We start from the raw sequence: 20,467 nt of genomic DNA on the forward strand, positions 1-20,467 counted from the left end.
GATCATGCGATCTCATGCGGCATAGTCATGCACTGACGAGAGAAGTGGATGCGCTCATCTAAATCACGGTTTTAAAACGCAGATGAATTGAAAAGGTTTAAGGTCTGCTATGAGCGAAGAGCAGATGTTTGCATTTTCGCTCATACATCGATAAATGAAATATGGCTTACGGATTACATAAAAAGAGCCCGGTGTAATCGAACAATATAATCTGCAGTCGGATTGGATTGCTTATCGCCCATTCGCTCCTGAATTGCCTGAACAGCAATATCCCGACGCGCAGGCAGCCGTGTTTTTTCCGTTGCGGCGATCGCTGACATCATTTCATCAAATGTGAGGTCAGTACAGTAGCAAGGTGCACCCGGTTGTTGACGCCATGACTCCTCAACTGTACCTGCATCGAAGGCGTCAAACCCCGTATCACTGACAAGACGCATAATCAATTTTTTGTGCTCTACGATATTCCCTGCCACCGGAATTGAAATACGTCCTGCTGTACCCTCTGCTTTACCTTTTGTAGCGAGAGAATCTGAACCTATTGCATTCCAGGCCTTCACCAGTGGACGGTTCAGGAGATGCGCTACCCACGCGCTTTCGACCTGACCATCTGAGAACCCATCGATGATTCCGTCGCGATGTGGGTAATAGTTCGACGTGTCAGCAACGATAACATGACTGGGTAATGTCCGGATCAGAGGCGCGATATCCGCAACCTTTGCCATAGGTATGGACAGGATGACAACCTGTGCATCCTGTACTGCACTGGCTGCATCGGCTGCTTCAGCGCCCGTTTCAAGCACGTCGGGGGCTATCGTTTCAGGCCCACGTGAATTTGCAACCTTAACGGAGTGACCGGCAGAGGCGAGACTGCGAGCAAGCGTTTTACCGATATGGCCGGTTCCCAGAACAGCAATCCGGTACTTTTCATAATTAATCATAACATCCCCTTTTTGGCTCAGGCCGTTACTGCACGGTTACGTTTAACGATGGCATCATGAGTGAGTTGTTCGCCTGCAGACATAAACTCCTTGATCAACGCATCTCTGTTTAGTGGAGCGCGAGTTTTATCCGCTGCCTTAAGGGCTGCTTCAAGCTCTCCGGTTTTTAGCTCAGTACAGTAGGCTGGCGTGCCGGGCTGTTGCCGCCATGATTCGCTAAGCGTACCGGCATCAACTGCATCGAAACCGGTCTGACTGACCAGTTCAAGTGCAACAGATTTTGCTACCGTACTGTCGCCGGCAACCGGAATAGCGATACGTGAGGGTGAACCGGCAACCAGCCCTTTATCTTTAAGCGTCTCGGCCAGAACAGCGTTCCAGGCTTTGACAAGAGGGCGTTTGACTATTTCACTGGCGTACACGCTTTCAGGTTTGCCTTCACGGATCTCTTCAATGTCCCCGTCGCGGAAGGGATAGTAGTTAGACGTATCAATGACGATCACGCTCTCCGGAACATCACGCAAGAGTTCAGCCAGTTCAGCATGCTTATCAAAGGGCGTAGAGAGGATGATGACATCCACATCTCGTACGGCTTCCTGACGCTCAACCGCCAGTGCCCCAGCTCTTCGCGCAATCTCTGCAATTGTTTCCGGTCCCCTTGAGTTAGCCAGTTTGACCTCATGGCCCTGCACAGAGAGCTTATGTGCCAGAGTCGCACCAATGTTTCCAGCGCCAATAATGCCTATTTTCATACCAGTACCTTTTGTCTGAGTGGAGGATGATCAGTTATCAGCGGGATGGGCAAAGTTATTGAGGGTATCTCGTAACTCCTCGAGCTTCGCATCCGATAACTGACAGGCTGATTTGATTTTTTCGGTTACGTGCCACAGCTCGCTTTGCAAAGCGAGCCCGTCATCCGTAAGAGTAATGAGGACTCGCCTTTCGTCAGCGCGATCCCGCATGCGAACTATGCGTCCGGCAGCCTCAAGCCGTTTGAGAAGGGGGGTAATGGTGCCGGTATCCATGCCGAGCTTATTCCCGATATCACCCACGGTGCGTGGGGTTCCGTTAAACAACTCCAGCATGACCAGATACTGGGGAAAGGTTAGCCCCAGCGGGTCCAGCAACGGCTTATGTAACCGGTTCATGCGGCTCGCCGCACCATAGAGGGCAAACGAAAGTTGTGTCCCTATTTCCTGTCGTGACTGCATGCTCATATGCCAATCCGTTATCTTGTAGATGATTATATAGTGCACTAGATAAAACCATATAACAAACTTTTAATCAGTTAAAGAGTGATGAATGAGTAATTCGTGCGGTATGACAATGACAACAAAGCAGGCTGAGAAGTCTCCAGACTGACGGGTACTATCGTTCCAGGCTATTCAAACAGGTCCGCTTCTGGCACAAAGCGGACGACCATTTTCAAGTGGCCGTCGCCCCTAACGCCTCGTTTCACTCGTTGTTCAACCTTACCCCCATCAGAATGAATTCTTTCGGGGGCAACGTTTCAGTGTAACCAGCTGTCGTCTTCCCAGACCTGCTGCAGAATTTCCATTACACGTTCTTTATCTTCAGCCTGTCTTATCCCGCTAAGTTCAATACCGTTGGCGCTGCCCTTGCGGATTCGGATAGCTGTTTTTGGGTAGAGGGGGCGCAAATATCGGTAAAGCTCGGATTCAAGTGCTTCTAACAGCGCCTGACTAATTTTCTGCTCTTTATCGATCATTATTTCTATGCGCATAGATTCCCCCTAACTGGTAGCGTCCATTGTGCGGCTGTACTCATGGTTACGTATTTTTGCCATCAGCTCGTCAGTCAGCTCAGAAACCCACTGAATTGCCAACCGCTTTTCTTCGTCGCTGCAATCGCTTGCCGCCACCAGTTTTAAGAAAAAATCAATGCGCTGAAGTTTCAATGACTCCAAAAGATAATCCTGCATTTTCCCTCCTTTTACGGCCACCTACACAATCTAACTGTATGTATATACACTGTTTATATATACAGTATAGTACCAATTTCTAAATGTAAAACGCTTTTTGGCCTTCAATAAGAAAGACCTGATATGAGTCAAAAACAGAAAAAAATTCCGATGTGTCAGTAATACTGACGCCATTTGTCATCCTCACGCAGCCGCCCGTTCTGGTAAAAGATGCGCAGCCCTCCCCCAGACGGAAGGCTGCCGCCGCGTAGGAGTAAATTCACCTCATACTCGCTGCCATTGAAGCCTCTGGAATGCAGCTCATACTCCAGTTGCAGGCGCTGCTGCTCAGAAATATCCTGCTTGTAAGCCTTTCTTCGCTTCGGTTTTACCAGCCTGAGCCGGGCAACCAACTCCCGCCTCTCCTTTTTTCCCATTCCATGCAGGTAATCCTGCAGCGCCTTTTCCTCCATGTAAGTAATATCCGGTACTTCACCCCCTGTCTGGTTCAAATTTTCAACAGGGGGACAGTTATTGCCACGAGTCCAAGGGGCGCAAGCGCCCTGGTCGGCTCTCGCCTCCTGAAGGTCAACGGCTTTACGAACCATTTTCCACTTCACTGCATGAGTGCAGATCCGACCCTCAATGATCGGGGACCAGATGCCATAAATACGAACACCGTGATCGCCGTAGGCGCTCGGCTCGTCGTTCAGCTCATAGGCAGTTCTGACCAGGTGATGCTTGCGGGAAACAAGAACGCCGCCCTGCTTCATGATGTAGGTGGCAAAACAGCCAGCATCAGCTGCGGCCAGCACAGCATCCAGACGCGGGTTTTCCAGTACCGGCGCGCCAGCCTTCTTGTCACCCTGCACCCTGGCAGCCTGTCCGGCCAGAAGGCGCAGCTCGCGGTACGCCTGGCGGCCAGGGATACCAAAGAAGCGAAATTGCTGGACACGGTGCAGCGAAGCCCAAGCGTTTACGTTCTCAGCGTTATCGCGCAGTGATCTGCCCGTTTCTTTACTGATTTCCTGCGCCAGCCCGCGCCCGTCGATGTTTTTACTGATGTATTTAGCGATATAGCTGGTCGGGGTGCCCTTGCGCGGGTTGATAAGCTCAGACTTGAATCGCGGCCCGGTATTTGCGCCCAGCTCCTCCCGATCCTCACGAATGGCGAATTTACGCAGCAGCGCGGTGATGGCTTTGTGGTCTTTTTTGCGCATGAAGCACAGCAGGTGCCAGTGCACGGTGCCGTCATGGTGTGGTTCAGCAACGCGGACGCCATACCAGCGCAGCCCGGCTTTGTGCATCGCCTTACGGAAGGCGGCGAACATATTCACCAGGTAATCACTGCTCTGCCGGACCGTGGCACTGGTCCATTTCGGGTTTGGCCTGCCGTTGTTAAGCGTTGCGTGAAAGCGTGACGGGCAGGTGATGGTATAGAACACGGCGCATTCACCACGCATTTCCGCGATCAGCTCCAACCCCTTAACGCAGGCCATCATTTCGTTGCGCCGGTGCGCCGGATTGCTGCTGCTAGCGTTTACCACTTCCTCCAGATCCAGCGTGTCACCTTCGGCGTTAACCAGCTCATGCGAGCGGAAAAACTCCAGGGATTTGCGGCGCTGTTCGCGTTTGTGGATCACGGCCTCATAGCTGACATATGGGGAGGCCTTTTTGTTGACCAGGCAGACGGCGCGCAACTGCTCCTCCCGCCATTCACAGCGCATCTGCCACAGCTTGCGATACCACCAGTCCGCGCAAAGCATACGGGCAAGCGAGCCCGGAATAAGCTCGTAGGGGACCGGGTTACGGCGGTGCTTTTTACGGCGCAGTTGCTCGAAAGCAGGCGGGATAACATCGAGGCGCATGGCCTCAGCGGCCACCCCTTCCCATGACCGGCGGATCTCTTCCGGCGTAACGTCTTCATCCGTAAACAGTTCACCGCAGGCAGCATCCAGACACATGCTCATGTGCGCCGCCACCAGGGTAGATAACCGCTTAACCTGCTCCTGGTTCATTTCGGGTAGGACCAGTAAGCCCTCCAGCCCGTCATGGCTCGCCATAAAACGGAATGAAGCAGAAATCTGGCTGGTACGCACGCGCTCCAGGCGTTCAAGGCACGGCCTGATGGTTTCACGCAGATAGCGGGAATATGCCTTCGGTTTGCCCAGGCCCTCGAAATATTTAATCCGCTCAAGCAGCGGCTTACTGATATGCGCTGGCTGGGTGCTCACATCTGCAACGATGACCAGATCGCGATTAAATTTCTGCTGTTCGCGGGCCATTTTGGCGCGGCTTATCAGCTGGTCCTGCTCCATTTCTCGCTGAACAGGATCACGGGATTCATTGTAGAAATAGCGTTCCCAGACCTCATTACTCAGGGCCTCGCGACGCAGCTGCTCCTGCTCGTTATCTGCAGCATAGAGAGAAATCAGGTTTGAAAGCGCAGACTCCGGCGCTACTTCCGCCGGTTCCAGATAGGGGTTAATTGCCTTTTTAGGCGCGGTCCAGGGATACGCCCCGGCAGCTTTACCTCCACTACCGGGGACTTCTGATACAAGAGGCGCGACGGGACGGCCTGAGCTGATATCCGTCACTCGCAAACTCCTGCGTAAACGCTGCTGCAAACCGCGCTGTCATTTGCACTCGCCAGTAAATCAAACTGCGCGCCGCCTCGTGTCGTCAGAGCCCAGTCGCGATAGGTTTCAATGCCGTAAGCATCAACAGTGATGACCTCAATACGCTTTTCAGCCCTGCGGGGATCATGTGTGGAGGGAAAGAAAGTCGAATTACCGCGGCGCGAACAGTCCGCAACCATTCTTTCCCACTCTGCAACCCGGCGAACCTCTTCTGGCCAGCGCTGGAAAATTTCAGCAAGTTCAGATTTACGGGCGTGGATGCAGGGCATACAACCGACACGACTGCAGCCCTGCAGATATAACGGGTTAGGCTTGATGCCATGACGCTTTGCAATGGCAAAAACATCCTCATGCAGCCAGTTAAGGATCGGACGATAGACATGCAGGCCCGGCGTATCGTCTGCATCTTCCTCCCAGTCCGGCAGCAATGCGCGTGCAGGTGATTCCTGCGCCCTGACCCCCTGCCAGCTGATAACCTCGTCATACTCTTCCAGGGCAGGAACGATAACCTGAGTCCTGACAGGTTCATGCTTGAGGTCAAAGGTGCAGAAACGGGCTTTTGTTGAGGGGAACCGGCCTTTCCACATGCACAAATCCAGAAAAGGGATGCCAGTGGGTTTCAGTATTTCCAGGGCACGGTGTACACGTTCTGCCGCTTCATCCGGAGACATGCCGCATTCCTGAACCAGAGAAACAGGCCATTTCTCTGCAATGAATTTCCGTTTGCCTTCGATTTGGCGTGTGAAAGCAGCTTTAACACGGATAACCTTGCCCAGCTTTAATTCGAGATAGTCCAGATATTCCATCGTCTGGGGGTGCTCATGGCCCGTATCAGCGAAGACAGAAATATGAGGAACATCGTTTTCAATGGCCCGAAGCCACTGGGCAAGGCTATCCTTTCCGCCTGAAATACTGATGGTATTGATGGTGCTGGAAGCAAAGCAGCGCGGATCGATAGAATTCATACGCGCACCACTCAAAGGGTGATGTTTGATATTCATACAGCACCACCGTTGTAGTGTTTGCCTTTAAGCTCTGCGATTTCCTGACAGGTGACGCAGCACTGCGCCCCCGGAATGGCACGACGGCGCGCTGAAGGGATCGGTGCATCGCATTCGATGCAGAGCACACGTGAAACGCCCGGGGCTCTATTGCGGGCAGTGTGGATGTGGCGCTGGCGTTCTTCTTCAACGCGCTGTTGTACGAGGTCCATAGAGTCAGCCATTAGTGGAGCTCCTGAGATTCGTTTTCGTAGCGGGTTGCTTCGCTGCGCAGTAGTTCAGCTGCTTCAACACCGTTTAACCCTTTGTTGGTGATGTGGGTTGCCAGCGCCTCAAGGCGGATTGAAACTGCGAGCGCGCGGCCTTTGCGCTCCTCACGCTTGGCAATATCGATCACCGCCATAAGCGAATCGGTTTCGGCTACAAACATTTTTCGTAATTCTTTCTGCATTGTTCTCTCTCCTGAATTTGGGCAAAAGAATGCCCGGCGGGTTTACGCCATTAATTTCTGTTGTGGGTTAATTCGGCATGGTTAGCCGTTTGGGAAATAAGCTCACCACTGCACGAAAATGATTCATTGCTTTAACCAGTTCCCGCTTTTCGTCAGTAGTCAGATCACTAATATTGACGCCGTGACGTTCTGCCGGAATTTTTGCCATAAAGAATATGGCAGCCAGTGCGCGCTCATTTTGTTTATGGTTTATATCGCGACGGTCACGCATATCTTTAATGAACCTTTCAAGCTCTGGCTCAATATTCAGACCAAACACACTCGCCCTTAATTCAGCTATATGGTTCAGTCCTTCAAGCCGTTGACCCGGGCTTAGTGGAACAGTCGCAAAAGTACCTTCAATAGCCATGGTTTCACCTGTTTGGTAGTGGTCAGCCCTGCCAGTAGTTCTCCCTGAGAGCGGGACGGGTGCCAGCGCTTGCCATCTTTCCCGATAATCCAGCCATGGCCGCAGTGCATACCCTGGCTTTGTTTAACCAAAAGCGATGCGAATGAGGGTTCTTTATTAAGCATGAGCACCTCAGATCAGACCAAAAGACGCGCTGAGGCCCGTCACTGTATCAACAGTACTTGCCATTGCCGGGTTGTACTGCAGGCGCGCATGCATGGAAACAGCTGTAAGTGCCATTAAGCGAGTGACAGAATTGATGCTTTCGATAACTTGCCGACGTTCCGTTGTTGTCTGGTGTTCGCCAGAAACAGCGCTTGCTGCAACACGACCAATCTCTGCTGTAGCATTCAACACGTAATGAGGCATTTTCTCGCTGGCAACTTCGTTCAGCGGCACGCATGGCAAGCAATGGATTTGCGCCAGAAACCCATCAACCAGCGTGGAGTCCTCGGTGATATCCGTCAGCAGCCAAATTTCCGGCGCCGTGAGTTGATGCGGTTGCTCCGGGTTCAGTTTGTTGCGCAGCGTCTGGACGTTCATGCCTGCGCGGTCGGCCAGCTTCACCATATTGTGACGCAGTGCGAAAGCGCGGCATGCTTCATCAAAGTGTGGATGTTTGGAAATCTTATAATCAAACATGCGAGCCTCTTGGAAAGTTCTCATAATTGAACTTACTGACCAACAACAACGCGGAAGTTGGAATGACCTAGGGACTCACGAACCTGATCGGTTTTGTACATCAAGTAACGAAGACATACGCGCCCCTTATTTTTCTCCTTTTTGACCATGTACTTAGCCAATTGGCCATGGTGGATTTTTTGATAAACAGAGCCGCGAGAAATGCCTTCCCATTCCGCGAACTCTGCAGGTGTAGCCATCTCTTTTGGTACTCGAATTGAAATATCTGTGCTCATAGTGCAGTATCTCTTAGTTTGTTTTCGTTTCATCTCGTTTTATGTGGTTTGGTTTTGCTTTTCAAACCATGAGAGGATATTAAGATCACTTTTTATATGCGTCAAGAGGTTTGATTATGAGTTTAATCAAGGCAGGGAATGACAGTGGTGGACGTGATGCAATCAACAGGCTTATTAAGGCTTACAATTTCAGCTCACGTCAGCAGCTCTGCGAACATTTGGACGTATCTAAAAGCACTATGGCTAACAGATACTTAAGAGATAGCTTTCCCGCTGAGTGGGTAATACAATGCGCCCTAGAAACAGGAATTTCCCTTCTATGGCTGGCTACCGGCCAGGGGGATATGTATGCAAGTGAGAACGAAGAAAAGAATCTCAAAAACGAAACCCCCGTCACGGTAAGACCACTTTCTAAAATCGTTGCTCCCAGTATCAAACATGCTGAGCTGAAGAACGGCGAGCTGCAGCCGTGTGATGAAATCCTTCTCGATAGCAGACTGCTGGATAGTGAATCTTCCAACTCTCTTTTTGTAAAAACAGCTAGTGATAGTTTCGTTGTGGATACGTCAGTGAAACAAATCAGCAATGGTTATTGGCTGGTAGACATCGACGGCGTTAAAAGTTTCGTTAAGATAGCCCGTATTCCTGGCAATAAAATTGTGGTTCATCAGGATGAAGCATCCTTTGAGTGCGCTGTAGATGATGTAGAGGTAGTTGGCCGCGCAGTAAAAGTCATTAAGAGCATCTAACCATGACGATTAGAAAGCAGCCGAACGGAAAATGGTTGTGCGAATGTTACCCAAACGGGCGTGATGGCAAGCGCGTGCGCAAGCAATTTGCGACGAAGGGAGAGGCTGTAGCATTCGAAAACTTCACCATGGATGAAGTGAACAAAAAGCCGTGGCTGGGTGAAAAGGAAGATCGGCGGCATTTGTCAGAATTGATTGAGCAGTGGCACTCCCTTTATGGCCAGACGCTCGCAGACCCCAAGCGCCTCATGGCCAAATTGAACATTATTTGTAATGGACTGGGAGATCCCATCGCTTCTGAGTTAACAGCCGGTGATTTTACCAAATATCGTGAAGCACGATTAAAAGGTGAGGTGCGTAACGAAGACGGAGCGCTGATGTCGCCAGTAAAGCCCCGCACGGTAAACTTGGAACAGCGTAATTTATCATCTGTTTTTGGCACCCTGAAAAAGCTAGGCCACTGGTCACCGCCTAACCCACTTTCCGGGCTACCAACATTCAAAATCGCAGAGGGGGAACTGGCGTTCTTGGCCCGGGACGAAATCAAACGCCTGCTTGATGCCTGCGCTGATTCTCAAAGCCCCAGTCTGTTGATGATCGTAAAAGTATGTCTAGCCACTGGCGCGCGATGGAGTGAAGCAGAAAACCTGCAAGGCCATCAGTTATCTAAATACCGCGTCACCTATACGAAAACCAAAGGCAAGAAAAACCGAACAGTACCGATATCGCAGGATCTGTACGAAGAACTCCCCAAAAACAGAGGGAAGCTATTCACACCATGCAGAAAAGCTTTTGAGCGTGCAGTAAAAAGAGCCGGTATTGACTTACCTGAGGGCCAGTGCACACATGTGCTGCGCCATACGTTCGCCAGTCACTTTATGATGAACGGCGGAAACATATTGGTACTGCGTGATATTCTAGGCCATGCCGATATTAAAATGACGATGATTTACGCGCATTTTGCCCCAGAGCATTTAGAAGATGCAGTAACCAAAAATCCCTTAACCAATTTAGAGTTATGAAATGGACACAACCTCAGAACGAAAAGAAATATTTGCAATGCTGGATAGGTATGAGCTACTTAGCCCTCCATATGAGTCAGGTTCAAATTTAATAGCAGATTTCGAAGAAAGAGTTAAATGTTATTTAGAAGCAATTGACACAATAGCAACCATACATCCAAATAGTCTCATAATCAAAGAGGTGAGAAAGAGAAAGGTTACTATTACTTCATTTGCTGAAAAAATTGTTGAAACTCTCACTCTGTACTTACAAGGAAACATAAGAGAAGCGTACTCTACGTTTGACTATGCTTTAACGCGAACAAAAATGAATAAACATGTATTCAACATGACAAGGCCACTTTCTAAAATATGCAATAGTGAAACCCCGTTATTTAGGGTTAGAAGAAGTGATAACGTCTTAAAGGAACGTAAGGAATTATTCCACATACCTTTCGAAAACAGACATCTTGTTGGGGCAATGCGTTTCTCTGTCTCAGGTTTACCTTGTTTGTACCTTGGCTCTTCAATATTTGTTTGTTGGCAAGAAATGGGAAAACCTGACTTTGATAAACTATATATTTCTTCCTTCAAAACAGATGACGAATCCCCTGACTTAAAGATTTTAGACCTAGGTTATAGCTTAACTTCAGCAGTTCGCACAACTCCAATGGATTACTCTTTCCTTTGGGAAGAAGAGGATCTTGAATTCGAAGAAGAAGACGAGATTGAAAATAACTCGAATACTCCGCTTTTAAATAAAATCATATCCAAATTAATTGCTTGGCCTTTGGTTTTAGCTTGTAACTATTCAAAGACACATATCAACGCAAACTTTCACAAAGAATATATTATACCAAACTTATTAATGCAGTGGATTAGTAGCAATAGAAACAAAAATATATCCGGAATATCTTATCGTTCTACTAAGATTCTAAATCAAAAAAACAAAGGCATAGGATTAAACATCATAATCCCACCAAAAATGGAAAAAATCCCACCCGATTTTGCTGGTCATTGCCCTATATTAAAAGATACGTTCACTATGACAAATCCTGTTTCATGGACAGTATTTAGTACATTAGAAATTCAACCAAACGGATTTAAAGGTAGTAGATCAAACATCCCAAGCCCGAATTTACATTCAAAAATCGAAAACTTTGATGAGTCCTTGGTTGAACTGTATGAGGGCTCTACATTCAAGAAGGTTGAGCTGTTAGTGGATCAGATGATGGATTACAAACGCATGAGCTAATGGCGGCACTTTGGCGGCAGGACATTAAAAACGCATAAAACGGACAAACACCAAATAATACTAAAGCGCTGTTTTTAAACGCAATATACTGTTTTCATTATAGTAAAAATGGTATGTAGGAATTTCGGACGGGGGTTCAAATCCCCCCAGCTCCACCAAAATCCTTCGAAGATGATTCCAGAGTCATCCGTAGAAGTCCTGAAAGCCCGCACGGTGCAAGCCCTGCGGGTTTTTTTGTGTCTGTAATCGTCCGAGACGATCCGCCTGAATCCAGTAAAAATTGGTACACGTTTAGGTACACGCTATACTGTGGTCCATGAAACGTGTACCAATTATGGAAGGGATCCAGATATGGCGCGCATCACACGCCCCCTCACTAACAACGAAATTCTTAAAGCTAAGCCCCGCGAAAAAGACTTTACCCTTCACGATGGGGACGGCCTGTTCTTACTCGTCAAAACCTCTGGTAAAAAACTTTGGCGTTTTCGCTATCAGCGTCCAAACAGTACGAGCCGGACAAATCTCAGCCTTGGCGCATATCCTGCCCTTACGCTTGCAGCGGCACGTCAGATACGCGATCAGCATTTGTCCCTATTGGCACGAGGTATAGATCCTCAGCAGCAACAAGAAATGGTTTCAGAACAGCGCCAAATAGAGCTGGACAGCATTTTCTCTATTGTTGCTACCAATTGGTTCCAGCTAAAGAGCAAGACCGTCACACCGGATTATGCAAAAGACATTTGGCGCTCCTTAGATAAGGATGTGTTCCCTGCTATTGGCGAGATACCAGTTCAGGAGATCAAAGCTAGAACGATAATTGAAGCACTCGAGCCAATCAAAGCACGCGGTGCACTGGAGACAGTACGTCGTTTGGTACAGCGTATTAACGAAATTATGATTTACGCTGTAAATATAGGCTTGCTTGATGCAAATCCTTCATCAGGGGTAGGAATGGCATTTGAGCGGCCGAAAAGCAAAATATGCCTACGCTTCGACCAGAAGAATTGCCCAAGCTGATGCGTTCTATAGGCATGTCAAATCTGTCTGTTCCAACTCGCTGCCTTATTGAATGGCAACTCCTGACGCTTGTGCGCCCTTCTGAGGCCTCTGGTGCTCGTTGGGCAGAAATCGATCTAGATGCAAAGCTTTGGACTATTCCAGCCGAACGGATGAAGGCGAAACGTGAGCACATAGTTCCTCTCTCAACTCAGGCATTAGAGATTCTCGAAGTGATGAAACCTATTAGTGCCAATCGAGAGCACGTTTTTCCGAGCAGGAATGACCCAAAGCAACCAATGAATAGCCAGACGGCTAATGCTGCTTTAAAAAGGATCGGTTATGGAGGTAAGCTAGTGGCTCATGGGTTAAGATCCATAGCTAGTACTGCTATGAATGAAGCTTGCTTTAATTCTGATGTCATTGAAGCTGCATTGGCTCATACCGACAAGAACGAGGTAAGAAGAGCTTACAATCGTTCAACTTACCTTTCCCAGAGAAGAGATCTCATGGAATGGTGGGGCAAGGTTGTTCTTAATAACATTTAGCTTTGTAGAGGAAACATGGACGCACAGCAAAAGCAACAAATCAATAATGCTTTCAACTCAATACTTCGAGCAGACTATATTACCTTAGAAAAAATATCTGAGCTTGATCAATTAGAGGGCTACTTCATTGATTCATTTGGAATATTGAACAACCTTCTTCATAAACAAGATAGTTTTATATCTGGCAGGCGAGGCACGGGGAAAACAACAAATTTACTTCGTGGTTACTATGAATGCCTTAAAACAATAATACCTAAACCTAAATCTGAATCCTTACTCGGAAACGTAAAAACCCTACCTATATATATAGATCTTAGTACTTGCAATGATATATTCGACTCTGAGAACGAACTTTCCTTACTCGAAATTCATTTTATTAGACAAATTATTTCCGCTCTTAAAAACCAGCTTTCTTTAATGTTTGACGACAATTTTCTAAGTAACTTCAGAAAACAGCATCAAACTTTAAATGAACTTGACTATATAGAGAAAGTACTTGTTCAGGGAATAACATTAAGTAAATCAAAGGTTATTGACAGCTCCTTAGCAATTAAAAAAACCGGCTCACATGAACTTTCCGGCGAACTAAGCCCAACCAGCGCAAAAATATCAGCAAAAGTAGGTGGCGCTACTGAAAACAATGAAAGCATTAAATTCACAACAGTAAAAGGATTAAATGCCCAGGACTTCCTCAATAAAATAAATGAAATTAAGACAAAAGCTGGCATTGATGCTATCTATGTTTTTATAGATGAATATTCTGACCTAAGCCTAGATTCACAATTGAAATTCAGTGCGCTTTTGAAATTATTTCTTGGTTCAAAAGTAGGTATGTTCTTTAAACTTGGTGTAATTACAGACCGTTTTAACTTTGGAGAAAAAGTTATCATTGGGAGGGATATTTTCCCTATACCTCTTGATTTTAACGAATATTCTGAGCGATTTAATGGTGCTATAGCAGCCATGAATAAAATGCAAATCTTCGTTACTGAACTGATACAAAAGAGAATTGAAAAATTCTGTTCTTCAATGACAATAGGTTCAATATTCAAAGGTGACACAACCGAAATAATGACTCGTTTAACACGAGAAACCATCGGCGTATCAAGGACACTTGGAATAATTTTACAAAACGCTTTTTCCCAAGCTCAAACCAATTCAACTGATTATCGAATTGGTCTCGCAGAAATAAACTATGGCATCACCTGTGCAAGAAAAACATATCAAAAACAATTCATTGGTGGTGTAAAGCAAAAACTCATACCTGGATTCTACATGGATCTATGGAATAAAATATTAGAAAAAGCAATTACAGAAAAAAACAAATTTCCTAACAGAGCCGCCAGCCACTTAATGATAGACCCCACTAGAAAAGAGTACTTAAATATTTTATGCGAGAACTTTTTGCTACATTTCATTTCCGAAAACATCGCTTCAAAACATGGTGGTAGTTATAACCTCTACTCTCTTGACTATGATGTCTGCACTGAGTACAACATTAAGTACGCAAATAAAAAAGATGATTACACACCAATAAGATTTATTTACGACCCGGTCTTATCTGGCTTTGATGCCTATTTTCTAAAAACCAAGCAAAAAAGTTACAGATGTTCTGCCTGTAATAAAATTTATGATGAGAATGATGTTATAAGATCAAAAGTCAAACGCTGCTTTGATGATGACACAGTTCTAATCGAGATTATTCATCAAGATGCACCGATGACCGAAGGAAATTTCGCTGAAGTAGAGATTAAAATCTTAGGATTAATATCTCAATTAAGTGAGCATGAAGCTATGACAGCAAGAGATATTGCAGACTCTGTAGGCTGTACGGTGCAGAAGGTTGCAATTTGGGGGAGCCGAGTCCTTGAAAAATCGGGAAAAATAAATATTAACAAAACCCACAAACCTCACAAATACTATTCAAGTGATCTTGAGCATTAATTCACAAACTGATGCAGGGGTCACGCCCTGCATTAACTTCTAAAACTTTTTTATTAACATAGATGCACACTATTACACCTCAAAAAACTCCCACTAAAAAAATTAATATTAATTCAACTCCGCGGCTCTGCGCGCAATGCTCTCCCCGCCACGCCTGCCCGCTTAAAGGGTCGCTTTTAATGCAGGTGCATGACCCGTCTCAGGGCGCGCCTGTGCTGGCGCTGGCGGGGGATTCAGTGCTGGTAAAACACATGCAAAACCACGCATCCTATGATGCATGGCTTTTTTACGGAAAAATGGCGGGATTTTCGGGAATTTTTGAGCGGCCTACTGTGAGGCCAGTTCCGCGCGTTTTCGGACATAATTCTTGTTTTGTGCAGGCGTGAATTTTTCACGATTATCATCCCGCGAAGCCGCGTCAGGCCTGAATCCGATGGCCGTTAAAATGTCATTATCCCGTGCGCAATAATTAATTTTTTCACCTGCGGCCAGCCACACCGCCAGCGCTTCACGCAGGTAATCGACGGAGTGCTGCATTACGCAGTGCGTGACTGCGGGATTCTGGCTGTTATATCCCATTAATTCAGGCGCAAGCGCGGCGGCCAGCTCTGCGCCGTGCGCCTGCATAAAATTCCTTAGCCGGTCACGGATACTGATGCGCTGCATGTTTCATGTGAGTGAACATATCGAACGGCCCCCTGATTAATTTCCCACCTTTTCATGTTGATAACATCGCGCAGGCTTTACAGACTCCGGCCGCAGCTGTCATCAATGGTGGCAATGAGTGCGTGGTGTTCCTGCTCGGCTTAACTAACACACCCAAATCTTCAATCGGTGATTACCAGAGTCATCCGATGAAGTCCTAAGAGCCCGCACGGCGCAAGCCTTGTGGGCTTTTTTGTACCTGCAATTTGTCCCGTGAAGTCCGAAGACAACTTATTAAATCCAAACCTTTTAGGCCCAATAAGCCCTGTCGTAAAACACCCCAATCTCCAATGCTTCCTTCTCCCCCATCGCGCAAAAAGACAAATCCTGCGATCCCCATAAACGCCCCCGCCTCACTCCATCCTTAATATCCAGATTGGTGTTAATCAAGATCCAAACTAAACAGTCGACTCAGAGCGGTCTTGCCGCTGCGGGTTACGGTCACTTCGCGATAGCCCTGCGTATGGGTGATCCACTTTTTCTGCAGCAACAGTGTCATGAGTGCCTGCCCCGCATCGCCGCCCAGATGAAAACGTCTTTCGCTCCAGTCGAGGCACGGGCAGCAAGGCTTGCGGCGCTGACGCGGAGCAAGCACTGCGCCAATACGATGAAAATGCGCTTTCCCGGCGGGCGTCAGCGCATTGCCGTCAGCCTCAATCCAGCGGTCATGGAGCATAAAATCATAGATATTTACCGCCAGTTCGCCGGCCAAATGGTCATAACAGGTTCGGGCGTAACGCAAAACGACCGGCGTAGTCGGGGTGAAAGCAGTCTGGCTGCGCATGGAAACGCTCATGAGGTTCTCCAGCAGCCCGGCGATGTGAAGGCCCGCCAGACTGTAATAGCGGTGGCGTCCCTGCGTCAGGCAAATCACCAGCCCGTTGCTGAGAAGCCGGGCAAGATGTCCGCTGGTAGTGGAGGCAGCGATGCCCGCCACCGCACTGAGTTCAGTGGCTGTCCACGCGCGCCCGTCCATCAGGGCGCACAAAATACTGACCCGTGACGGGTCAGAGATGGCGGAAGCGACCAGTGACATGGATTGTTCAAGAGACGCATCCGGTTCACTGTCGTGTTCGTTGTGAAGAACTTTCATGCAGCGTGTATTGCCCATTTTTGGGTGACCTCAGCCGCCCGGATATCGTCATCCGTGAGCAGAATAAGCCGGTTATCGTGATCGCTATACTGTACCAGAATGCGAATGCCATTCTGTGCCAAAGTATCCGCGATTTCTCCCAGCTCGCCCGGCTGCTTCTGGGGTAATTTCCTTATCAGCGGACGCGACAACTTTCTCACGTCAAAGCCTGCGTCAGTCAGAACCTTGCGGGCTTTCTCGCCGTCTTCTATGAGAAAATGCGCGTGCCCGCCGTCCGGAGTGGTAAATACCCCACCCCCTTCCAGCCCGACACCGTTAAGACCGAGCACGCGTCCGAAGGAAGCCAGCGAATACGAAGTATTATCGAGCACAATGTGAATGTCATACATGTTGTTGCGCTCCTTTGCTCGAAGATGTCTCAGACGAGTAATCACGAAATACCCGGGCCAAGCGTATTCTGTAGTATGAAAAAATCGACTGTTTGCCCTCTTTCTGGGCTGCCAGATGCATCATATTCTGCTTCCATCCGGCGACCGCCTCCTCATCTTCCCACCATGATAACGAGAGAATTTTTCCGGGCGTGCTCAGGCTCTGGAACCGTTCAATGGAGATGAATCCCGGAGTGTCCGACAACAACGGCTTCAGTTCTGCTGCCAGTTCAAGATAGCGCTCACGCGCTTCGGGGAGTGCGTCTGCCTCAAAAAGTACTGCGATCATCTTGCTGCCCTCTCATGAATTTCACTCAGCATATTGCCGGTAAAAAGGGGATGCTTCGGCCTACGCCGAAGTATCCCGGTGATGCGCAGGCAGGATCATGAATTTGTCTCATGTTTGGTGAATTTAAATCACTGTTTTTCACTCAATGACTCAGGCATAAAAGATACATCGCGATGTATCCATAAAAATTCGAAGACTACTGAAATATCATTAATTTTCAGCAGCCAGGACACCTGATAAAAATGAAAAAAGACATTACATTCACGCTTAAGACAATTCGTTTTGACGAAAATTATAACCCTTCAAAAAATACGCGTATTACCACTAACTTTGCCAATCTGGCCAGGGGTGAGAAACGTCAGGAAAACCTGCGCAATACCCTGGCGATGATCGATAACCGCTTTAATTCTCTGGCACAATGGGACAACCCCACAAGTGACCGCTACACCGTTGAGCTGGACATCATTACGGCTCAGCTGAATATCAAGGGCGAGGGAGTGTCCGACGCCTTCCCGGTGATTGAAATTTTAAAAACCAGTATCCTTGATAAAAAAACCAATCAGCGCTTTGAAGGCATTTTAGGAAATAATTTTTCCTCGTATGTGCGCGATTATGATTTCAGCGTGGTATTGCCAGAACATAATAAAGACAAAGCAGGATTTAGCCTGCCGGATAACTTTGGCGTATTACACGGTGATATATTTAAACGTTTTATTAGTTCAGATACTTACAAAGCGCACTTCAGTAAAACACCGGTTATTTGCCTGAGTGTGTCGAGCAAAAACACCTATTATCGCACCGGTACTCAGCACCCGGTTTTGGGCATCGAATATCAGCAGGATGCCCCTTCCCTGACGGATGACTACTTCGCCAAAATGGGATTGCGCGCCCGCTACTTCATGCCTGAAAACAGCGTTGCGCCATTGGCATTTTACTTCAGTGGCGATTTACTCAACGATTACACCGATCTTGAGCTGATCAGCACCATCAGTACGATGGAGACTTTCCAGAAGATTTATCGCCCTGAAATTTACAATGCTAATTCCCGGGCGGGAAAACAGTATCAGCCAAGTTTGAATTTCCAGGATTATTCATTAACCCGCATTGTTTATGACCGGGAAGAGCGTAGCCAACTGGCTATTGAGCAAGGGAAATTTACCGAAGAACAATTTATTAAACCTTATCAAAACGTTCTTAAACAATGGTCTGCTGAACCCGTTATCTGATTTATCCATAAAAATATAAGGTCACCTGTGATGAAAAAATTATTACCCACATCGACTGCGGGCAGTTTGCCTAAGCCCTCCTGGATTGCGCAGCCAGAGACACTCTGGTCGCCGTGGAAGCTGGAAGGTCAGGAATTGGTTGACGGCAAACTCGATGCCCTGCGTTTATGTCTGGAAGATCAGCAGCAGGCAGGTATTGATATCGTCAGTGACGGCGAGCAAACGCGCCAGCACTTCGTCACGACATTTATCGAGCATCTCGAGGGCGTGGATTTTGAGAAGCGTGAGATCGTGAAAATTCGCAACCGCTATGATGCGAGTGTGCCGACCGTCGTGGGCCCGGTGAGCCGCAAGAAATCCGTTTTCGTTGAAGATGCGAAGTTCCTGCGCAAGCAAACCACCCAACCGATCAAATGGGCCCTGCCGGGACCGATGACCATGATCGACACGCTGTATGACAATCACTATAAAAGCCGCGAAAAGCTCGCCTGGGAATTCGCTAAAATTCTCAATGAAGAAGCGAAAGAATTAGAAGCGGTGGGCATCGATATTATCCAGTTTGATGAGCCGGCCTTTAACGTATTTTTCGATGAAGTGAACGACTGGGGTATCGCCACATTAGAAAGAGCCATTGAAGGGCTGAAGTGTGAAACAGCTGTCCATATCTGCTACGGCTACGGCATTAAAGCCAACACAGACTGGAAAAAAACGCTGGGCACTGAGTGGAGACAGTACGAAGAGATTTTCCCGAAACTGCAAAAATCGAATATCGATATTATTTCTCTGGAGTGCCATCACTCACATGTTCCGATGGAGCTGATGGAGCTTATTCGCGGCAAAAAGGTGATGGTCGGTGCCATCGACGTGGCCACCAATACAATTGAGACACCGGAAGAAGTCGCTGCTACGCTTCGAAAAGCGCTGCAGTATGTTGATGCCGACAAACTTTATCCGTGCACCAACTGCGGCATGATCCCGCTGCCGCGTGGCGTCGCACGAGGCAAGCTGGACGCATTAAGCGCCGGTGCAGAAATCGTGCGCAGAGAATTGCAGGCGAAATAACGTCGCCGGAGAGCACAAAGCATAAGAAAACCCTCTCTCTATTCTCTGATTCTCTCGGCGTCAGCCTTCCACGATAATGGTGAGGCCTGACGCTCTGTTCTGAGAAGACGTAAACAGGTCTCAAGGGCAGTTGAACCGATATTCATCACTCCACTGCCTTATTGATTTGAGCAGCCCTTATCAATCCTTCGCAATGCACATTCCAGCCTGATCGCAGGAGCGAGCGTAAGCCTTTATAGCGCAACGCCCCTGATGATGAAGGCATGAAATTGTGAGCAACGAAAACGGTATTTCCAACCCCCTTGATCCACTTACAGTTTTTTCCTAGAGCCATGCCGCTTCGCTCGTGCCATTCTTAATCACGCTCATAACATGAATAACGTGAATTGAGGATATTATGAAAAAGACAATTATTGCATTATCTGCACTTCTGCTGGCTTCACCAGTTTTTGCCGCAACCACACACGCAACCGACGACACCGTTGCCGCCGCGAAAGCGAACGCCAATGACGCGAAACAAAAACTGCATGAAGAGCAGAACAAAGGTGAAGAGCTGAAGCTCAAATCCAAACACGCCGCTGAAGGTAAAAGCGAAAGCTTCGGCAGCAAAGTGAGTGAAGACTCCCAGAAAGCCTGGCATAAAACCAAAGAAGGCACCGAGAAGGGCTGGGATGCCACTAAAGAAGGGACGGAGAAAGGCTGGAACAAAACTAAAGAAGGCGCTTCGTCGCTGGAAAAGAAAGTCACTGAATAAGTTTTCTCCCCCCTATAAAGGCCGCCCTCGCGGCCTTTTTTATTTCTGATTCCTGCGAATAAATCTCCCTCCCTGCGCGTTTACACCTTGCCCGCCTACTGG

The 20,467-nt window shown here is 47.8% G+C and carries 23 protein-coding genes, 1 tRNA gene and 2 pseudogenes; 9 read left to right on the forward strand and 17 right to left on the reverse strand.

Going from position 1 to position 20,467, the window contains the following annotated elements:
- Nucleotides 1-173: 173 nt before the first annotated feature.
- From ACB496_RS16800 to ACB496_RS16860, 13 genes are all read right to left on the reverse strand, one after another.
- The gene (locus tag ACB496_RS16800; protein WP_131634506.1) at nt 174-938 is read right to left on the reverse strand and encodes an NADPH-dependent F420 reductase; all 765 of its coding nucleotides are present in this window, start codon (nt 936-938) and stop codon (nt 174-176) included.
- Nucleotides 939-955: 17 nt separating this feature from the next.
- Nucleotides 956-1,690, reverse strand: a complete 735-nt coding sequence (locus tag ACB496_RS16805; protein ID WP_049137951.1) for an NADPH-dependent F420 reductase — start codon at nt 1,688-1,690, stop codon at nt 956-958.
- Nucleotides 1,691-1,720: 30 nt separating this feature from the next.
- On the reverse strand, nt 1,721-2,155 hold the full coding sequence (locus tag ACB496_RS16810; protein WP_174592426.1) for a MarR family winged helix-turn-helix transcriptional regulator: 435 nt from the start codon (nt 2,153-2,155) through the stop codon (nt 1,721-1,723).
- 293 nt (nt 2,156-2,448) lie between these two features.
- Complete coding sequence (locus ACB496_RS16815; protein WP_126344995.1) at nt 2,449-2,682, reverse strand: DinI-like family protein; 234 nt, start codon at nt 2,680-2,682, stop codon at nt 2,449-2,451.
- A gap of 9 nt (nt 2,683-2,691) precedes the next feature.
- The gene (locus tag ACB496_RS16820; RefSeq protein WP_063849403.1) at nt 2,692-2,880 is read right to left on the reverse strand and encodes a hypothetical protein; all 189 of its coding nucleotides are present in this window, start codon (nt 2,878-2,880) and stop codon (nt 2,692-2,694) included.
- Between the two features lie 155 nt (nt 2,881-3,035).
- Entirely contained in the window at nt 3,036-5,447 is a 2,412-nt protein-coding gene (locus ACB496_RS16825) for a replication endonuclease (RefSeq protein ID WP_371975251.1), read from the reverse strand.
- Between the two features lie 5 nt (nt 5,448-5,452).
- On the reverse strand, nt 5,453-6,463 hold the full coding sequence (locus tag ACB496_RS16830; protein ID WP_371975252.1) for a phosphoadenosine phosphosulfate reductase family protein: 1,011 nt from the start codon (nt 6,461-6,463) through the stop codon (nt 5,453-5,455).
- Nucleotides 6,464-6,495: 32 nt separating this feature from the next.
- On the reverse strand, nt 6,496-6,723 hold the full coding sequence (locus ACB496_RS16835) for a TraR/DksA family transcriptional regulator (RefSeq protein WP_174340961.1): 228 nt from the start codon (nt 6,721-6,723) through the stop codon (nt 6,496-6,498).
- Complete coding sequence (locus tag ACB496_RS16840) at nt 6,723-6,929, reverse strand: DUF2732 family protein (protein ID WP_371975253.1); 207 nt, start codon at nt 6,927-6,929, stop codon at nt 6,723-6,725. The genes ACB496_RS16835 and ACB496_RS16840 overlap by 1 nt, the downstream gene beginning before the upstream one ends.
- An 88-nt stretch (nt 6,930-7,017) precedes the next feature.
- On the reverse strand, nt 7,018-7,359 hold the full coding sequence (locus ACB496_RS16845) for a DUF5347 domain-containing protein (protein WP_371973101.1): 342 nt from the start codon (nt 7,357-7,359) through the stop codon (nt 7,018-7,020).
- Nucleotides 7,323-7,523 carry a phage filamentation protein Fil family protein gene (locus ACB496_RS16850; protein WP_371973102.1) on the reverse strand — a complete coding sequence of 67 codons (201 nt, stop codon included), beginning with the start codon at nt 7,521-7,523 and terminating at the stop codon, nt 7,323-7,325. Before ACB496_RS16850 ends, ACB496_RS16845 begins: the two co-directional genes overlap by 37 nt.
- 7 nt (nt 7,524-7,530) lie before the next feature.
- Complete coding sequence (locus ACB496_RS16855; RefSeq protein WP_371973103.1) at nt 7,531-8,040, reverse strand: phage regulatory CII family protein; 510 nt, start codon at nt 8,038-8,040, stop codon at nt 7,531-7,533.
- A 32-nt stretch (nt 8,041-8,072) separates the two neighbouring features.
- A complete protein-coding gene (locus ACB496_RS16860) occupies nt 8,073-8,315 on the reverse strand; it encodes a hypothetical protein (protein WP_029463825.1) in 243 nt (80 codons plus the stop codon).
- A 116-nt stretch (nt 8,316-8,431) separates the two neighbouring features.
- On the opposite strand from ACB496_RS16860, the gene ACB496_RS16865 reads away from it, so the two are divergent.
- The 6 genes and pseudogenes from ACB496_RS16865 (at nt 8,432) to ACB496_RS16890 (ending at nt 14,808) form a co-directional block, all read left to right on the forward strand.
- Nucleotides 8,432-9,064 (forward strand): phage repressor protein CI, encoded by a 633-nt coding sequence (locus ACB496_RS16865; protein ID WP_371973104.1) that lies wholly within the window; start codon nt 8,432-8,434, stop codon nt 9,062-9,064.
- Between the two features lie 2 nt (nt 9,065-9,066).
- Nucleotides 9,067-10,086, forward strand: a complete 1,020-nt coding sequence (locus ACB496_RS16870; protein ID WP_371973105.1) for a site-specific integrase — start codon at nt 9,067-9,069, stop codon at nt 10,084-10,086.
- 1 nt (nt 10,087) lies between these two features.
- Entirely contained in the window at nt 10,088-11,320 is a 1,233-nt protein-coding gene (locus ACB496_RS16875; protein WP_371973106.1) for a hypothetical protein, read from the forward strand.
- A 67-nt stretch (nt 11,321-11,387) separates the two neighbouring features.
- Nucleotides 11,388-11,478, forward strand: a tRNA-OTHER gene (locus ACB496_RS16880).
- Between the two features lie 193 nt (nt 11,479-11,671).
- Nucleotides 11,672-12,864, forward strand: a pseudogene (locus ACB496_RS16885) (integrase domain-containing protein).
- Between the two features lie 15 nt (nt 12,865-12,879).
- A complete protein-coding gene (locus ACB496_RS16890) occupies nt 12,880-14,808 on the forward strand; it encodes a hypothetical protein (protein ID WP_371973107.1) in 1,929 nt (642 codons plus the stop codon).
- A 327-nt stretch (nt 14,809-15,135) separates the two neighbouring features.
- Here ACB496_RS16890 and ACB496_RS16895 read toward each other — a convergent pair.
- From ACB496_RS16895 to ACB496_RS16910, 4 genes and pseudogenes are all read right to left on the reverse strand, one after another.
- Nucleotides 15,136-15,548, reverse strand: a pseudogene (locus tag ACB496_RS16895) (phage polarity suppression protein); the annotation flags it as partial.
- Between the two features lie 347 nt (nt 15,549-15,895).
- Nucleotides 15,896-16,606, reverse strand: a complete 711-nt coding sequence (locus ACB496_RS16900; protein ID WP_371973108.1) for an ArsR/SmtB family transcription factor — start codon at nt 16,604-16,606, stop codon at nt 15,896-15,898.
- Nucleotides 16,603-16,995 carry an amino acid-binding protein gene (locus tag ACB496_RS16905; protein WP_371973109.1) on the reverse strand — a complete coding sequence of 131 codons (393 nt, stop codon included), beginning with the start codon at nt 16,993-16,995 and terminating at the stop codon, nt 16,603-16,605. Before ACB496_RS16905 ends, ACB496_RS16900 begins: the two co-directional genes overlap by 4 nt.
- Complete coding sequence (locus ACB496_RS16910) at nt 16,988-17,323, reverse strand: antibiotic biosynthesis monooxygenase (protein ID WP_371973110.1); 336 nt, start codon at nt 17,321-17,323, stop codon at nt 16,988-16,990. Before ACB496_RS16910 ends, ACB496_RS16905 begins: the two co-directional genes overlap by 8 nt.
- 242 nt (nt 17,324-17,565) lie before the next feature.
- Here ACB496_RS16910 and ACB496_RS16915 point away from each other — a divergent pair, with 242 nt between their 5' ends.
- From ACB496_RS16915 to ACB496_RS16925, 3 genes are all read left to right on the forward strand, one after another.
- A complete protein-coding gene (locus ACB496_RS16915) occupies nt 17,566-18,549 on the forward strand; it encodes a DUF1852 domain-containing protein (RefSeq protein WP_371973111.1) in 984 nt (327 codons plus the stop codon).
- 30 nt (nt 18,550-18,579) lie between these two features.
- The gene (locus ACB496_RS16920) at nt 18,580-19,611 is read left to right on the forward strand and encodes a methionine synthase (protein ID WP_100779234.1); all 1,032 of its coding nucleotides are present in this window, start codon (nt 18,580-18,582) and stop codon (nt 19,609-19,611) included.
- A 397-nt stretch (nt 19,612-20,008) separates the two neighbouring features.
- Nucleotides 20,009-20,365, forward strand: coding sequence for a hypothetical protein (locus tag ACB496_RS16925; RefSeq protein WP_102105384.1), 357 nt, complete (start codon nt 20,009-20,011; stop codon nt 20,363-20,365).
- Nucleotides 20,366-20,467 lie beyond the last annotated feature (102 nt).

Source organism: Lelliottia nimipressuralis, assembly GCF_041464075.1.
In the GTDB taxonomy this organism is placed as follows: Bacteria; Pseudomonadota; Gammaproteobacteria; order Enterobacterales; family Enterobacteriaceae; genus Enterobacter; species Enterobacter nimipressuralis.

Coding starts and splice junctions, on each gene's coding strand:
- ACB496_RS16800 (WP_131634506.1), bottom strand. CDS start 938: ATGATTAATTATGAAAAGTACCGGATTGCTGTTCTGGGAACCGGCCAT.
- ACB496_RS16805 (WP_049137951.1), bottom strand. CDS start 1,690: ATGAAAATAGGCATTATTGGCGCTGGAAACATTGGTGCGACTCTGGCA.
- ACB496_RS16810 (WP_174592426.1), bottom strand. CDS start 2,155: ATGAGCATGCAGTCACGACAGGAAATAGGGACACAACTTTCGTTTGCC.
- ACB496_RS16815 (WP_126344995.1), bottom strand. CDS start 2,682: ATGCGCATAGAAATAATGATCGATAAAGAGCAGAAAATTAGTCAGGCG.
- ACB496_RS16820 (WP_063849403.1), bottom strand. CDS start 2,880: ATGCAGGATTATCTTTTGGAGTCATTGAAACTTCAGCGCATTGATTTT.
- ACB496_RS16830 (WP_371975252.1), bottom strand. CDS start 6,463: ATGAATTCTATCGATCCGCGCTGCTTTGCTTCCAGCACCATCAATACC.
- ACB496_RS16835 (WP_174340961.1), bottom strand. CDS start 6,723: ATGGCTGACTCTATGGACCTCGTACAACAGCGCGTTGAAGAAGAACGC.
- ACB496_RS16840 (WP_371975253.1), bottom strand. CDS start 6,929: ATGTTTGTAGCCGAAACCGATTCGCTTATGGCGGTGATCGATATTGCC.
- ACB496_RS16845 (WP_371973101.1), bottom strand. CDS start 7,359: ATGGCTATTGAAGGTACTTTTGCGACTGTTCCACTAAGCCCGGGTCAA.
- ACB496_RS16850 (WP_371973102.1), bottom strand. CDS start 7,523: ATGCTTAATAAAGAACCCTCATTCGCATCGCTTTTGGTTAAACAAAGC.
- ACB496_RS16855 (WP_371973103.1), bottom strand. CDS start 8,040: ATGTTTGATTATAAGATTTCCAAACATCCACACTTTGATGAAGCATGC.
- ACB496_RS16860 (WP_029463825.1), bottom strand. CDS start 8,315: ATGAGCACAGATATTTCAATTCGAGTACCAAAAGAGATGGCTACACCT.
- ACB496_RS16865 (WP_371973104.1), top strand. CDS start 8,432: ATGAGTTTAATCAAGGCAGGGAATGACAGTGGTGGACGTGATGCAATC.
- ACB496_RS16870 (WP_371973105.1), top strand. CDS start 9,067: ATGACGATTAGAAAGCAGCCGAACGGAAAATGGTTGTGCGAATGTTAC.
- ACB496_RS16875 (WP_371973106.1), top strand. CDS start 10,088: ATGGACACAACCTCAGAACGAAAAGAAATATTTGCAATGCTGGATAGG.
- ACB496_RS16890 (WP_371973107.1), top strand. CDS start 12,880: ATGGACGCACAGCAAAAGCAACAAATCAATAATGCTTTCAACTCAATA.
- ACB496_RS16900 (WP_371973108.1), bottom strand. CDS start 16,606: ATGAAAGTTCTTCACAACGAACACGACAGTGAACCGGATGCGTCTCTT.
- ACB496_RS16905 (WP_371973109.1), bottom strand. CDS start 16,995: ATGTATGACATTCACATTGTGCTCGATAATACTTCGTATTCGCTGGCT.
- ACB496_RS16910 (WP_371973110.1), bottom strand. CDS start 17,323: ATGATCGCAGTACTTTTTGAGGCAGACGCACTCCCCGAAGCGCGTGAG.
- ACB496_RS16915 (WP_371973111.1), top strand. CDS start 17,566: ATGAAAAAAGACATTACATTCACGCTTAAGACAATTCGTTTTGACGAA.
- ACB496_RS16920 (WP_100779234.1), top strand. CDS start 18,580: ATGAAAAAATTATTACCCACATCGACTGCGGGCAGTTTGCCTAAGCCC.
- ACB496_RS16925 (WP_102105384.1), top strand. CDS start 20,009: ATGAAAAAGACAATTATTGCATTATCTGCACTTCTGCTGGCTTCACCA.